Origin of the sequence: Bergeyella porcorum, assembly GCF_042427575.1 — a bacterium.
GTDB lineage: Bacteria > Bacteroidota > Bacteroidia > Flavobacteriales > Weeksellaceae > Bergeyella > Bergeyella porcorum.
Map to the genome: position 1 here is coordinate 56834 of NZ_JBHMFD010000014.1, position 14772 is coordinate 71605.

The following is a 14772-nucleotide window of genomic DNA, read 5'->3' on the forward strand; positions in this document are numbered from 1 at the left end:
TTAATCTTTTCACAAATTTTATCATTTCATTTCTTTTAAAGAATTGAAAATCTTATTTTTGTAAAGTTTTAAAAATCAACAATGAAAAAATATTTCTTACTATTCTTGATGGCAATCTTTGCCGTTTCGTGTTCTAAAAAAGTAGAAGTAAAAGGAAAAATCTCAGGTGCCAACCCTCTGGAACGCTTAGAGATTATAGAATCTTCTGGTGTGGGAACTCTACCGCTGGTGAATTTGGGATTGAGCAACAATGGCGAATTTTCCGGCAGTTTTGATGCTCCTAAAAATGGTATGTATGTGATTTCCTTCGCTGGAAAAACCAATATGATTTATCTGAAAAAAGGGCAGCTATTGCAGCTTTCTGGTGATGCTCAAAACTTTCCTGTAGAGCTTACCATTACAGGAGATGCTAAGGCTAATAACGACTTCCTAAAAGAGGCTCAGAAAGGATTTGAAACCTATGCTTCTAAAATTCAAATGAATGAACTTATTCAGAAGAAAGAGAAAGATTTCATCGCAAGCTTTGATAAAATTAAAGACGATATCTACAAACTGATAGAGGATAATGCTAAAAAATTCAATGCTACAGATGATGCTTTGCAGTACAAAAAAGAGGAATCACTTGCCAGACTTCTAGGTTTGCTAGATGGCTATGAAGAAAACCACGCTATGGCAACGGCTAACCCTAAATTTAAAGTTTCTGAAGATTTTAAAAAACTAAAAAAGAAACTTAGAAAATATAATAATAGGCTGATTAGAAACTATCCAATGTACAGAGAATATCAGCTGAATAAATTGAATCCTGATTTTCAAAAATATGTGGCAACACTGCCTCAAAATCCTAAGGAACAACCGCTTTTATCAGAGGTTTTTGGAAATTATTTAAAAACGAGAAAAGACCTTTCTTCTACGGAGAAAAACTATTTCTACGCTTATGTTTTGGCTCAATCTGACCTCAACTTTATGAATGTAAAGCACTATGATAAAATTGGGAAATTGATAGATGAAAACATCACCAATTCTGAAATCAAGAAAGATTTGAAGGCTTTACAAGAAGTCTTAATGGGCTATAAAGCTGGGACTAAACCTAACCTAAGCGTAATGAACAAAGAAGGAAAATCTTTATCTCTTTCTTCTCTAAAAGGAAAACCTACTTTGGTACTATTCTACGCTTCTTGGAATCCTAATATAGCGATGACCACAGTGCCTGTTTTGAAAGAAGTTACTGATTTTTATAAAGATCAACTGAACTACGCCTATGTCAATCTGGATGATACCAATGAGCAGTTTCTAAAAACAAGCAACGCCCTATTGAAAGGTTTTGCAGGAACTCAATATTGGGTAAAAGGTGGAATTAACGCTAATGCAGCCAAAGCCTTTGGTCTATACGGATTCAAGCTGCCAAGCTATATCATCTTGGATAAGGACGGAAAACTTTATGGAAGACCTTATTTCAACTTAGGAGACCCAGAATTGGTGGAAGCTCTATCTAAGCTATCTGGAGTAGTAGCTCCTAAACCAGCCCCTGCACCAGAAATCCCTCAGATGATAGTGCCAGATGCTCCTAAAAAATAAGAAAATAATAGTCTTTTCAGAGTCTGTTAAATTTTACCGAAATAGGTTGTTATACAGTGTTGAACCCCTCTTGATTTACTATAAAAATTGAAAAGGACTCTTATATTTACTTGAGAATAAAAATATAGCCAAGAGTTACACAACTCTTGGCTAGGTTTTTACCAACACATAAGAGTTGGTAAAATTTAAAAAAAGTTCTAAATTGTGCTTTATAAGCCGCTGAAAACTTAAATATTTAAAAAATAATGATTGCTCAATTTGATAAAGGAGGTGGGAGAGGAGCTGGATTTATGAAGGAGATAATATAGGAAAGAACTTAATATCCATTATATTAAAATGAAAAGGAACCAAATTGGTAGTCCCTAATTTAGTCCCTATTGGTTATAACTAATTGTTAATTAGTGTGACTTGTGGAGAATACGGGATTCGAACCCGTGACCTTTTGACTGCCAGTCAAACGCGCTAGCCAACTGCGCCAATTCCCCTTTGCGGTGCAAACTTACGAAAAAGAAAAAACTCTCGAAAGAATTTGCTTTATATTTTGTTTAAAAAAGTTCACCCAAGTTTTTAGGGCGGTGCAGATTCAGGTGTTTATAGGCTTTTTCTGTAACTTCTCTCCCTCGTGGTGTACGGATGATAAAACCTTCCTGAATGAGAAACGGCTCATAGACTTCCTCCAGAGTCTCTGGGTTTTCACCAATGGATGTTGCTAGAGCAGAGATGCCTACAGGCCGCCCCTTAAAGTTTTCTATCATCACCCGCATTATCTTATTATCCATTTCATCAAGTCCAAACTCATCTACATTCAGAGAGTTGAGGGCAAACTGCGTGATTTTTAGTTCTATTTCTCCATTACCTTTGATTTCGGCAAAGTCTCTTACACGGCGAAGCAAAGCATTGGCTATCCTCGGTGTTCCACGGCTTCTTCTGGCAATTTCTATGGCCGCATCTTCGTAGATAGGAACCCCTAAAACCCTTGCACTTCTTTGGATAATGGTAGAGAGCAGTTCAATATTATAGTATTCTAATCGGCATTGAATCCCAAATCTTGCCAACATCGGTTTGGTGAGCATTCCACTTCGGGTGGTAGCCCCTACTAAGGTGAATGGATTTAAGCCAATCTGTACCGAACGGGCATTGGGACCTGTTTCCAGCATTATATCAATTTTGAAATCTTCCATTGCAGAATAGAGATATTCCTCTACCACGGGAGATAAACGGTGAATTTCATCAATGAAAAGAACATCATTCTCTTCTAAATTGGTGAGCAATCCTGCCAAACTGCCAGGTTTATCCAGCACAGGCCCAGAGGTAACCTTGCAATTAACGCCCAGTTCATTGGCAATGATGTGGGCAAGTGTGGTTTTTCCCAATCCCGGAGGGCCGTGCAATAAGGTATGGTCTAATGAGCTGCCTCTGTTCTTAGCAGCGGCTACAAAGACTTCCAGATTATCCATTGTTTTCCTTTGTCCTGCAAAATCATCAAAGCTTTGCGGACGGATTTTTTCCTCTTGTAGAAGTTCTTCTCGGGAGTAGTTTTCCTTATCGGGATGTAGAAAATCTGGCATTTTTTTTAATCACTTTTGCGAAGTCAAAGTAAAGGATTTTAATTTTAGTAAGCAAATGCTTTTCGGAGGAAAATGAGGAGAACAGTGAAGGACAACGAGGAAATAAAATTTTATTTTTTTCTTCTATACAGAAATATTAAATTTACGGAATGAAATTAATAGGACCTTTTAAACAAATCGTTACGATGAAAGGGCTTTCTCTTAGGGGAAAAATCTCAGACGATGCCCTACAAATTATAGAAAACGCAGGAATCTTAGTACATCAAGGTAAGATAAAATCCATAGGAGATTTTGAAACTTTGAAGCCTAATGCTACCGAGCTTTGTGAGATAGATGGCGAGCAAGTGGCACTACCAGCCTTTGTAGATTGCCATACGCACATTTGCTTTGGAGGGAATAGAGCCAATGATTTTGCAATGCGTAATGCAGGAAAAACCTATTTGGAAATAGCGGCTGCGGGTGGCGGTATTTGGAGTTCTGTGGTGCATACCAGAAATGCCAGCGAAGAAGAGCTTTTGACTTCTGTTTTAGAAAGGATTAATGCTCTAGTACAATTGGGTATTACCACTATTGAGATAAAATCTGGCTATGGGCTCACCCTAGAAGATGAGCTGAAAATGCTAAGCGTGATAAAAAAAGCCCAAGGGAAAACTTCTGCTACTTTGGTAAGCACTTGTTTGGCGGCTCACACCAAACCAAAAGATTTTGAAGGAAATAATGCTGAATATTTACAATTCATTCTTGATGAAATCTTGCCCAAAGTAAAAGAAGAACACCTTTCGGATAGGGTAGATATTTTTATAGAAAAATCGGCATTTCAGCCAGAGGAAAGCAAAAATTTCTTATTGAAAGCGAAGGAAATGGGCTTTGATATTACCGTTCACGCTGACCAATTTACCGCAGGAAGCTCACGCATAGCCGTAGAGGTAGGAGCAAAATCTGCCGATCATCTGGAAGCCACGGCAGATGAAGATATTGAATTTCTAGCCCAGTCCCAGACGGTAGCCGTGGCATTACCAGGAGCCAGCGTAGGCTTAGGAGAGCCTTTCACCCCTGCAAGGAAACTCTTAGATGCGGGAGCCATTTTGGCGATTGCCAGCGATTGGAACCCTGGTTCGGCACCTATGGGAAATCTTCTGACCCAAGCCTCTATTTTGGCAACTTACCAAAAACTATCTACAGCAGAAGTTTTGGCGGGGCTTACTTTCAGGGCGGCTTATGCTTTGGGGCTATCCGATAGAGGGGTTTTAACTGAAGGTATGAAAGCGGATTTTGTAGCGTACCCTACGGATAACTATCAAAATATTCTTTACAAACAAGGGATGTTGCTACCATCTCAAGTATTCATCAATGGAGATAAAAGCTATGAAAGATTATAAAGAATGCTGGGCAGGGCGTAATGATGGCGAAGGAGCATTGCATCAGAGATTATTTCAGAACATCAGTTTTGAAAACGAAGTTTCTCCCAAAGACTTTGTGATTATTGGCTTTGCAGTAGATGAAGGCGTAAGGAGAAACAAAGGAAGGGTAGGGGCAAAAGATGCTCCTGATGTGATTAGAAGAAATATGTCCAACTTCCCTGTGGTGCATACCGATTTGGTATTGAGAGATTTTGGTAACATTGTATGTGTTAATCAGGCTTTGGAGGAAGCACAGGAGAATCTGGCATCTCTATCGGGAAAGATATTAGAAGCAGGGGGGAGAACCATTGTATTAGGTGGAGGGCACGAGGTAACTTACGCTCATTATTCTGGGATTAAAAAGGCTTTTCCTGATAAGAAAATTGGGATTATTAATATAGATGCTCATTTTGATAATAGGGCTATAGAGGCTTCTGTGGGAGCGAGTTCTGGTACGGGGTTTTGGCAAATTGCTCAGGAAGGGGAGCTTCATTCCCTACACATTGGGATACAGAGAAACTCTAATACACTGAAACTTTTTGATACTGCCCACCAATTGGGAATGCAATACATCTTGGCAGACGAACTGTTTTTTGAAAATCTTCCATCGGTTTATCAGAAAATCAATGCTTTTTTTGAAGCAATGGATGTCGTGTATCTTACAGTTTGTATGGATGTTTTCAATGCAGCGATAGCACCAGGCGTATCGGCTTTGGCGTATAATGGCTTGCAGGCAGACGCTGTTTTTATGATGATGTTTAGGCATATTCTGAAAGAAGAAAAGCTAAAAGCAATGGATGTAGCAGAGGTAAATCCGTTATATGACACCAATGAAATCACAGCAAGATTGGCAGGAAGCCTTGTAAACGAATGGCTGATGCACCACCATAGAGAAGATTAAATGATTGAGATAAGTGATAAAACGCTCGGATTTTCATTGGAAAACCCGAGCGTTTTTCGTAGAGAGCAATTTATTTTATCCTATAATTTTTGCAACAATGGCTTTAAGCTCTTCGTCTTTCTCTGGATTGGAGATGCATTGTTTCTCGCTATCAAAATGGCTACCAAAAGAAGGAAGTGAGAAGGTGTCCACTACCTCTGCACCATTGTGAGGAAATCTGTTTTTAGCAATATCTAGCACGCTAGCACCACCTCTTGCCCCAGGTGAAGTGGCCATTAGTAGCATTGGTTTCTCGCCCCACGCTTTTCTATTGGGCACTCTAGAAATCCAATCAAAAATGTTTTTGAATGCTGTGGTATAAGCCCCATTATACTCTGCCAAGGAAAGCAAAATAAAATCTGCATCATCTACTTTGGCTGCAAAATCTAATGCAGGCTGTGGTATGCCGTGCTGGGTTTCTTTATCAATGCAGTAAATGGGCATTTCATAATCATTGAGGTCTAAAACCTCTACACGATGCCAGCTAAATAGGGAAGCGGCATAGTTTACCAATTGTTTATTAATAGAGTGTTGGGAAGTGCTTCCCGCAAAGGCTAAAATTTTCATAGGTGTATAATGTTATTAATTAATGATGATTTTTTTGTAAGCTTAATGAGGTTAAAAATGCTTTGTCTTTATCAAAGGATAAAAACTCTCGGGAGACTTCAGAAAAACTCTCGGGAGATTTCGGAAAAACTCTCGGGAGATTTCAAGAAAACTCTCGGGAGAATTTGGAAAAACTCTCGGGAGAATTTTTAGCTCCTTCCAAACCCTTTGCTGAAAGGGGATAGCGTGTATCCATTTTATGGCTGAAAAGATAAAGTATTCGGGTATAGAAATTAGTTGGTTCTCTCCTTATAATTGCTCTTCGCAGAGGGCTTTTACCACCTGTATCCATCGGTCTTCATCGTTAAGACAAGGGAGATAATGGAACCGCTCACCGCCAGCGTGTAGAAATTCCTCCTTGCCTTCCTCTGCAATTTCTTCTAAGGTTTCTAAACAATCTGATACAAAAGCAGGGCAAACGATGGCTAGATTTTTAACGCCCCTTTGGGGAAGTTGTTCCAAAGTCTCATCGGTGTAAGGTTCTATCCATTTGTCTTTTCCTAATCTGGATTGGAAGGTTACCAAGACTTTTTCCTTAGGAAGTCCTAGTTTCTCTGCTACCAGTTCGGTAGTTTTGTAGCACTGATGTCTATAGCATAGCTGGTTGTGGAGCTCATTGGTGCTATGGTTGCAGGTTTCATTATCCAGTCGGCAAGTTTTACTTTTATCGGTTTTGTAGATATGCCTTTCGGGAACACCGTGATAAGAAAACTGCAAGGCATCAAATTGCTCAGGGAGTTTCTCGCGAATGCTTTCGGCGAGGCAATCTATGTATAAGTCTTTGTTGTAAAACGGTGGTATATATTTTATATTCACCTCTGGGAAAAATCTCTTGCGGACTTCCTCTGCTTTATCTACAACGGTCTCTGTGGTGCTCATAGCATACTGAGGGTATAGCGGGAAGAGGACGATGTCTGTAACGCCTTGGTCTACCAGTTTTTGAATGCCACTCTGTATGCTGGGTTCTGCGTATCGCATCCCTATTTCTACGGGTACGCTTACTAGTTTTTGAAGTTTCTTTTGGATTTTTTTTGTAATCACGATGAGGGGAGAGCCTTCGTCTGTCCATACCGTTTTGTAGGCTTCTGCGGATTTTTGAGGTCTTGTTTTCAGGATGATGCCACGCACCAATAGGGCTCGGAAAAACCAACGGTAATCTATGACTTTCTCGTCCATCAAAAACTCATCTAAGTATTCTTTTACATCTTCTACGCTGGTAGATTTTGGTGAACCGAGATTAACGAGGAGGATTCCTTTTTTCATAATGTTGTTATAATTGTTATTATCAATGGGGCATTAGCCATTTACGGCTTCTACTTGTTCTACCAAATCTGGTAAGAATTGTTTTAGGACATTTTCTATCCCACCTTTGAGGGTAGCGGTAGAACTTGGGCAGCCAGAGCAGGCACCTTGCAAGAGCATTTTGGCGGTTTTGGTGTCTTTATCGTATTCTAATAGAGAGATTTTCCCACCATCATTCTCTACAGCTGGTGCTACATATTCATTCAGAATATCAGAAATCTTTTGTTCCTCTTCGGTATATTCTCTGTTGATGAGTTTTTCAACAGGGTTCTCGTGTTTCTGAGGTTCGATGTTGGATACCTTATTGCCCTGTTGTAGATACTCTGCAATAAAGCCTCTCATGGGAACCATCACTTCGTGCCATTGGACAGAATTGTCCCTTGTAACTGCCACAAAGTTATCCGAAATGAAAATTTCTTTAGCAAATTCAAATTCATCTAAAATAGCTTTGGCTAAAGGAATCTCTTCGGCCTCATCTCTATTCTTCACTTCTATAAACCCCTCTACGATGAATCTTTGTGATACAAACTTCATCACCGCAGGGTTGGGCGTCATTTCCGCATAGATAGGGAAGAGTTCTTTTTTCTTTTGTTTGTAGATTCTAGGGTTTTCTAGAAGTTGGTCTTCAATCACATTTTTAAGGTTTTCTGCCACCATATCCCACTCTACGAGGTCTTCTTTCGCTACAGCAACAAAATTGGCAGTGATGAATATTTTCTCTACAAAGGGATAGTTGAACAACTCCTGAGCGAGAGGAATCTCTGATACATCGGAAGTTCTGTCTAGTTCCAAAGACCCTGGGATAAGGGTATAATCGGCAATGAATTTCATCACCTTAGGATTTGCAGTGGGTTCTATAATGATTTGTCTCATTTTTTCTTAAATTTGAACGACAAAAATACGGATTAGAACTTAGAACTAAGGGTATAAAGATTAGATATTTTCTATCTGTTAAATTTTATATTCACGAATCAAAATTTTCAAAAAAAATAAATAGTATGGCTATTATCAGAGAACTTTTAGGGAAAACGCCTCAGATAGGTGAGGACACCTTCGTTGCAGAAACGGCTACCATCATTGGAGATGTTACAATGGGGGCACAGTGCAGTGTGTGGTACAATGCCGTTATCCGCGGTGATGTGCATTATATTAAAATGGGAAACAAAGTGAATGTGCAAGACAACGCTATGTTACATTGCACTTATCAGAAACATCCTCTCAATATCGGGAATAATGTTTCCATAGGGCATAATGCTATAGTACACGGCTGCACATTACACGATAATGTACTGATAGGTATGGGGGCTATTGTGATGGATGCTTGTGTGGTAGAGAGCAATTCCATTGTAGGTGCGGGCTCGGTAGTGACGCAAGGAACGCACATTAAGTCAGGAGAAGTGTGGGGAGGCATTCCAGCTAAGAAAATCAAAGATATTTCTCCAGACCTTTTGGAGGGCGAGGTAAACCGCATTGCTAATAACTATGTGAAATACTCTGGATGGTATAAAGAGGAAGGGGAATAGAGAAAAAACTTTAAACCAGATGACGCAGTAGAAAAATCTTAATGCTTACGGCATAAAGGATATTGTGTAATTCGATGAGAATTATTTTCGTATCTTAGCCAAAGTCTAATTTTAATAAAATCTAAAAATGAAACTATATCCTATACAATGTGGAAATTTTAAGCTGGATGGTGGAGCAATGTTTGGCGTAGTTCCCAAATCTCTATGGCAAAAGACCAATCCCGCTGATGATAAAAACCTTATAGACCTCGGGATGCGCTCCCTACTGATAGAAGATGGTAAAAAACTCATCTTGGTAGATTGTGGCTTGGGAAACAAACAAGATGATAAATTCTTTGGACATTATTCCCTCTATGGTGATGATTCTTTGGAGAAAAACTTAGCAAAATATGGCTTTGTAAAAGAAGATATTACCGATGTTTTCCTTACCCACCTCCATTTTGACCATTGCGGTGGTGCTATTGAATGGAATGATGATAAAACGGGTTACCGACCAGCCTTTAAAAACGCACAGTTTTGGACCAATGAAAACCATTGGGACTGGGCTACCAACCCCAATCCAAGAGAAAAAGCCAGCTTCTTAAAAGAAAATATCTTTCCTATTCAAGAAAGTGGACAGCTCAACTTTCTTCCCCTGCCGAAAACGGGTAATTATGGCTTTGCACCAGATTTAAAAATGGATGTGATTTTCGTAGATGGACACACGGAGAAACAAATGCTTCCCGTAATCCAATACCAAGAGAAAACCATTGTCTTTGCTGCCGACCTCATCCCTACCACAGGGCATATCCCGTTGGTCTATGTGATGGGCTACGATACCCGCCCACTCCTCACAATGGAAGAGAAAGATAAATTCCTAAAACAATGCGTGGAAAATGATTACCTGCTCTTCTTGGAGCACGATGCTCACCACGAATTGGCATCTCTGAAAATGACCGAAAAAGGCGTTCGCCTTGATGAAACTTTTAGTTTTAATGAAGTGTTTGGGTATTAACATCCTAATCCGATTTATTTTTAAATCACTTTAAAGTTATATCCAAATTTTAAGTATATTTGTTCGGTATTTAATTTTTTAATAAAACTAAATTATGGAAGAAACAGGAGGTGAAACCCAATCACCAGAGCCCGTCCCGAGGATTATAGGACTTACAGGCGGCATCGGCTCAGGAAAATCTACCGTGGCACAGTTTATAGAAGCTATGGGATTTCCTATTTATTATTCTGATGTTCGGGCAAAAGACATTGTAAATGATGACAAAGCCCTAAAAATGAAAATCATAGAACTACTGGGCGAAAATGCGTACAATGCCGATGGACAATACAATAGAAAATGGGTTGCCAGTCAGGTTTTTGAAAATAGTGCATTGCTATCAGACCTTAATGCCCTGATTCACCCTGCTGTAAAGGTGGATTTTGAGCAATGGATTTCCCAGCAGACCGCAGAATTGGTCTTCAAAGAAACCGCTCTGCTGTTTGAACTGAACTTGAACCAAAATTGCTACAAATCTATTCTGATTACCGCAGAAGATAACCTCCGCATCAAAAGAGTGATGGATAGAGATGGGAAAACTTATCGGGAGGTGGAGGCGATTATGAACCAGCAAATGCCTGAAAAAGATAAAATCCGAAAGGCAGATTATATCATCTATAATAATGGTGGACTCCCAGAATTGCAATCTGAAACAGAACGCACCATTCATCAACTCATCCAAGAGATTGAAGCGTAATATTAAAGGCTAATCCTGATTGTCAGAGGTTAGCCTTTTTTCTTTTACTCCAGATTCCGCATTTGAAAAAATGACATAGTCTTCAATTTTCAATAGGATTTTAGCCCATTCTATGCCGTTTTATGAGAAAAGGCTTTAGCCAAAAATTGATATCATCTCCCGTTTGGAATAGGGCTAACTCTCGTAAGATTTTTAATTTGGCTAAAGCCTTTAGGAAAAACCATATCAAAAGTCGGGTTAAAACCCGACCCTATTGAAAATGGGCTTATCGGTGAGTGCGAAAAAAGATACATTTCGTTTAGATTAAACGCTGTGTAATCTTACAAAATATATCATATCAATAGGATTGGGCTTTAGCCCATTCTACGTCGTTTTATGAGAAAAGGCTTTAGCCGAAAATTAACATCATCTCCCGTGCGGAATAGTGCTAACTCTCGTAAGATTTTTAATTTGGCTAAAGCCTTTAGAAAACCATATCAAAAGTCGGGTTAAAACCCGACCCTATTGAAAATGGGCTTATCGGTGAGTGCGAAAAAAGATACATTTCGTTTAGATTAAACGCTGTGTAATCTTACAAAATATATCATATCAATAGGATTGGGCTTTAGCCCATTCTACGCCGTTTTATGAGAAAAGGCTTTAGCCGAAAATTGATATCATCTCCCGTGCGGAATAATGCTAACTCTCGTAAGATTTTTAATTTGGCTAAAGCCTTTAGGAAAAACCATATCAAAAGTCGGGTTAAAACCCGACCCTATTGAAATAATAAGCACGGAACAATACGCGTCTAAAAATAAACAAGCGTTGAAATCCCCCTGTCCCCCAAAGGGGAGAAAAGTTTTATAAACAAGTGTTGAATTTCTATTCCCGAGTACTTAATATTCTTTCCCGAGTACTTGATTTTCCTTTCCGAGTACTTAATATTGTTTCCCGAGCACTTTATCTCTTATTCCGAGTACTTAATATTCTTTCCCGAGCTCTTAATATTCCTTTCCGAGTACTTAATATTCCTTTCCGAGCACTTGATATTGTTTCCCGAGTACTTTATTTTCTCTTCCGAGGAATAAAAAAAATAGACTAATGAAACCATCAGCCTATTTTCGTTTTATTGTTTAATGATTTTTACGCCCTTTTCATTGCCTATTTTTAGAATATAAGTTGCTCGTAGAAGATGAGAAAGGTTGATTTTATTAAGCATCACTTTCCCCGTGTGCAACAGCCTTCCCGAAGCGTCATACAACTGATACACGGTGCCATCAGCTACATTGGTGGTGTTGATATAGTCCACAAAAGGATTAGGATAAACCTTTATCCCCTGGATATTTTCATTGGTGAAAACTACTTTATAATCTTCCACCTCTCCTGAGCTGAAAGTACCGCACTGCTGCACCTCATCATTCCCCGCCATAAGGCTGATACGCATTCTGTGCATCAAAGATTCGTCTATCATCATATTTTCAGGAAGGCTAAACGATGCTATGATTTCGGTATCTGTAGTCCCTATCTGATTGAGAATTTGCTCTGATGTGGTAAAATATCCATCGCCATCAAAATCAATCCAACCTGCAACGCTCACCATCGTAGAAGCATCTGCCCGCTTCGGCGTAACGCGTATGCTGTATGAAGTTCCATTTTTGCTCAAATATAATACTCTAAAGCTGTCTCCCGTAAAATCAGAATATGTAGAAGCACCAGAGGCATTGCTAAAACGCTCCACTTCTACCCTCTGAATATAGGCATTTGCCGAGGATTCTGATGCAGAAGCACAATTTCCCACCACTGCCGTTTGGAAAGTTTGCACCGTGGTATAATCTGATTCAGAATTAGAGCACAAGCTTTTCACTCTGAAATCATACCGAGTACTGGCTTCAAGGTTATTCAATTCAATGGTAGCCTCTTGAAGCGATACCGAAGTATAGACCGACTCACTCTGTTTTTTATATTCAAAAATATAGTTTGAAATTAGAGGAATTTCATTCCACGAAATTTTAGCAGAGCTTGATGTGATATTTTCCACCAAAATCCCCACTGGCACAGTAACAACACACGAAGTGGGCTCCACGACATTAATAGCTGGGGTTACCGCATAAAACACATTGCCTATGGCTTCTACCTTCAGTTGCGTAGTCTGGGAGTTACTCAGTCCCGCTGGCAATACCACCGCTTCTGCCCCATCATTGGGCGTACTTTCCAATAATGTGTTCCACACTTGTCCGCCATCTGTGGTATAACTAATCTTCACTTCCGAAACATTATAAGGAGCAAGATTGGTATTCACCACATCCCAAGACAGCGTATTAGCCACACCAGCATAAAATACCTGCCCCGTTGTATTCACCTTAAAAGGCCCATCTACACCCACCGTAATTTTTTGGTTGGCATAGCTCACCTGTTGTTGCTCCGCCACAGGATGATTATCCCTTACGGTTACTCTAAAGTTCATCTCTCTGGCTACTTTGGAAACACTTTCCCACTCGGCTACACTCGTCAAGACACCTGCCATCACTAGAGATTCTTTAGGGAAATATCTTTTAGGATTCTCCGAAGGCGAAAAAGAACGGAAAGAGGCTCCCGAAGTATTGGTGCCATTGGTTTCTTCTACCACAGAAGTAGCATTATCTACTTGCTCCCAAGTGTAGGTTAATGTATTATTTTCAGCATCAGAAGCTTCAGCCTCCAATACAAAAGCTGTAGAATGTGGTATGGTATAACCTGCCAAAGCCGAAATAGTTGGAGGTGTATTGCTCACATTAACGCTCGTTCCACAAGATAGACTCTGCACATTGGCGAGAATCTGCTCAATGCTCACCCCGTGAAAATAAGCATCGGAATTATTCTGTACATTATAATTTGTAACTCCAGCATATCCCATAATGGTAGAGCCTGAACCTGGTTCCACCTGAACTCCTGTGTTTTCTATATTATGTGAAAAGGTATGATTAGCACCTAACTGATGCCCCATTTCGTGGGCAACAAAATCAATATCAAAGGTATCGCCTTCAGGGATGCCATCTACTGGCGAAGTAAATCCCGCACCTTTATCCAAACTTCCACTGGAGGTATTATTTCTACAAACACAACCGATACACCCAGCGTTCCCTCCACCGCCACTTGCACCGAACAAATGCCCAATATCATAAGCTGCATTTCCGATGGTTGCTGTTAAATTTTTTTGCAACTCGTAGCTCCAATCTCCACCACTACCCTTAGAAGCATCAGAATAAGGGTCGGTAGAAGGATTGGTATAAATCAGCTGAGGGAAATTTTGAAGTTCTAACCTCAATGCCAAGTCTTTTTCAAAAATACCATTAACTCTTGTTAAGGTTGCATTGATTGCCGTTAAAGCTCCTGCTACACCGCCAAAATAATTGGTATATTCTGCCGTGGTAGATAATGCCAAACGATAGGTTCTAAACTTACGGTCTGAGCTTACCGAAAAATTGGTAGCGTTCCATTGGTTCAAACCATTATTATCAAAAAGTTGTTGAATTTGTTGCTTTGCTGTTTCCGATTCGGTAGTGGAACACACAAAAGGGGTCTCGCTTTTTCCTTTCTTAGATGAAACCATGTATATGGTTTTGGTTTTATCTTGTGGTGAGATAAACTGATATTGCCCTCCTTTTATCACCATCGATTGAAAATCATTCCCCGATAGGCTGAAACGAAGATATTTTTGAGGGTCATCTATCCCCACTCCCACATACGAACCTAAGTCATACTGAGCCGCCAACTCTGCCACTACTACGGGAGCCGAATACACCGCAAATCGTTCTATAGTTCCTTCTTCGGTAGGTAGTTTTATCTCAATAGACTTTGCATTTTTTCCTGTTAATGTAGCTTTTTTCAGTTGTTGCTTTAGCTGAGCTATATCCAGATGATAGTATCTATTATTATTAGGCCAATTACCTATCCGTTGTGTTTCAGAAACTTCTCGCCATTGAGCATAGGAAAAATTGAATAGCATTAAAAATAAAATGCTTAAACTTTTATATTTCATCTTGTGTTTTTTCAGGGGGGCAAAGGTAGGAATTTAGAATTTACCTTTTAACATCGAAGGACATCCTAAGTTCAAGTATCTAATGCGAAAAGAAAAAAGAGAAAAAAAATACGCATTAGAAGATGAAAAATGGT

The 14772-nt window shown here is 39.6% G+C and carries 11 protein-coding genes and 1 tRNA gene; 6 read left to right on the plus strand and 6 right to left on the minus strand.

Annotation, left to right across the window (positions count from 1 at the left end):
* Nucleotides 1-81: 81 nt before the first annotated feature.
* The gene (locus ACFFUE_RS09900) at nucleotides 82-1575 is read left to right on the plus strand and encodes a TlpA family protein disulfide reductase (RefSeq protein WP_376834928.1); all 1494 of its coding nucleotides are present in this window, start codon (nucleotides 82-84) and stop codon (nucleotides 1573-1575) included.
* Between the two features lie 411 nt (nucleotides 1576-1986).
* Here the strand turns inward: ACFFUE_RS09900 and ACFFUE_RS09905 are convergent.
* Nucleotides 1987-2060, minus strand: a tRNA-Ala gene (locus tag ACFFUE_RS09905).
* Between the two features lie 60 nt (nucleotides 2061-2120).
* Nucleotides 2121-3143: a Holliday junction branch migration DNA helicase RuvB gene (gene ruvB, locus ACFFUE_RS09910; protein WP_327984022.1), complete on the minus strand. Its 1023-nt coding sequence runs from the start codon at nucleotides 3141-3143 to the stop codon at nucleotides 2121-2123.
* Between the two features lie 149 nt (nucleotides 3144-3292).
* Here ruvB and hutI point away from each other — a divergent pair, with 149 nt between their 5' ends.
* On the plus strand, nucleotides 3293-4522 hold the full coding sequence (gene hutI / locus ACFFUE_RS09915; protein ID WP_376834931.1) for an imidazolonepropionase: 1230 nt from the start codon (nucleotides 3293-3295) through the stop codon (nucleotides 4520-4522).
* Complete coding sequence (hutG, locus tag ACFFUE_RS09920; protein WP_376834933.1) at nucleotides 4509-5444, plus strand: formimidoylglutamase; 936 nt, start codon at nucleotides 4509-4511, stop codon at nucleotides 5442-5444. The genes hutI and hutG overlap by 14 nt, the downstream gene beginning before the upstream one ends.
* A gap of 75 nt (nucleotides 5445-5519) precedes the next feature.
* Here hutG and ACFFUE_RS09925 read toward each other — a convergent pair whose 3' ends face one another.
* The 3 genes from ACFFUE_RS09925 to ACFFUE_RS09935 form a co-directional block, all read right to left on the minus strand.
* Entirely contained in the window at nucleotides 5520-6050 is a 531-nt protein-coding gene (locus ACFFUE_RS09925; protein ID WP_376834935.1) for an NADPH-dependent FMN reductase, read from the minus strand.
* A gap of 288 nt (nucleotides 6051-6338) precedes the next feature.
* Nucleotides 6339-7355 (minus strand): ferrochelatase, encoded by a 1017-nt coding sequence (gene hemH / locus ACFFUE_RS09930; RefSeq protein WP_376834955.1) that lies wholly within the window; start codon nucleotides 7353-7355, stop codon nucleotides 6339-6341.
* A 30-nt stretch (nucleotides 7356-7385) separates the two neighbouring features.
* Nucleotides 7386-8264, minus strand: a complete 879-nt coding sequence (locus ACFFUE_RS09935) for a NifU family protein (RefSeq protein WP_376834937.1) — start codon at nucleotides 8262-8264, stop codon at nucleotides 7386-7388.
* A 125-nt stretch (nucleotides 8265-8389) separates the two neighbouring features.
* On the opposite strand from ACFFUE_RS09935, the gene ACFFUE_RS09940 reads away from it, so the two are divergent.
* From ACFFUE_RS09940 to coaE, 3 genes are all read left to right on the plus strand, one after another.
* Nucleotides 8390-8914 carry a gamma carbonic anhydrase family protein gene (locus ACFFUE_RS09940; RefSeq protein ID WP_376834939.1) on the plus strand — a complete coding sequence of 175 codons (525 nt, stop codon included), beginning with the start codon at nucleotides 8390-8392 and terminating at the stop codon, nucleotides 8912-8914.
* Nucleotides 8915-9041: 127 nt separating this feature from the next.
* On the plus strand, nucleotides 9042-9908 hold the full coding sequence (locus ACFFUE_RS09945) for an MBL fold metallo-hydrolase (RefSeq protein ID WP_376834941.1): 867 nt from the start codon (nucleotides 9042-9044) through the stop codon (nucleotides 9906-9908).
* A gap of 94 nt (nucleotides 9909-10002) precedes the next feature.
* Nucleotides 10003-10641, plus strand: coding sequence for a dephospho-CoA kinase (gene coaE, locus ACFFUE_RS09950; protein WP_376834943.1), 639 nt, complete (start codon nucleotides 10003-10005; stop codon nucleotides 10639-10641).
* A 1105-nt stretch (nucleotides 10642-11746) separates the two neighbouring features.
* On the opposite strand, the gene ACFFUE_RS09955 is transcribed toward coaE, so the two are convergent.
* Nucleotides 11747-14638: a reprolysin-like metallopeptidase gene (locus ACFFUE_RS09955; protein ID WP_376834945.1), complete on the minus strand. Its 2892-nt coding sequence runs from the start codon at nucleotides 14636-14638 to the stop codon at nucleotides 11747-11749.
* Nucleotides 14639-14772 lie beyond the last annotated feature (134 nt).

Bases quoted from the DNA above. Each gene is read 5' to 3' on its own strand.
- ACFFUE_RS09935 (WP_376834937.1), bottom strand. From the start codon at position 8,264: ATGAGACAAATCATTATAGAACCCACTGCAAATCCTAAGGTGATGAAA.
- coaE (WP_376834943.1), top strand. From the start codon at position 10,003: ATGGAAGAAACAGGAGGTGAAACCCAATCACCAGAGCCCGTCCCGAGG.
- ACFFUE_RS09945 (WP_376834941.1), top strand. From the start codon at position 9,042: ATGAAACTATATCCTATACAATGTGGAAATTTTAAGCTGGATGGTGGA.
- hutI (WP_376834931.1), top strand. From the start codon at position 3,293: ATGAAATTAATAGGACCTTTTAAACAAATCGTTACGATGAAAGGGCTT.
- ruvB (WP_327984022.1), bottom strand. From the start codon at position 3,143: ATGCCAGATTTTCTACATCCCGATAAGGAAAACTACTCCCGAGAAGAA.
- ACFFUE_RS09940 (WP_376834939.1), top strand. From the start codon at position 8,390: ATGGCTATTATCAGAGAACTTTTAGGGAAAACGCCTCAGATAGGTGAG.
- hutG (WP_376834933.1), top strand. From the start codon at position 4,509: ATGAAAGATTATAAAGAATGCTGGGCAGGGCGTAATGATGGCGAAGGA.
- ACFFUE_RS09955 (WP_376834945.1), bottom strand. From the start codon at position 14,638: ATGAAATATAAAAGTTTAAGCATTTTATTTTTAATGCTATTCAATTTT.
- ACFFUE_RS09925 (WP_376834935.1), bottom strand. From the start codon at position 6,050: ATGAAAATTTTAGCCTTTGCGGGAAGCACTTCCCAACACTCTATTAAT.
- ACFFUE_RS09900 (WP_376834928.1), top strand. From the start codon at position 82: ATGAAAAAATATTTCTTACTATTCTTGATGGCAATCTTTGCCGTTTCG.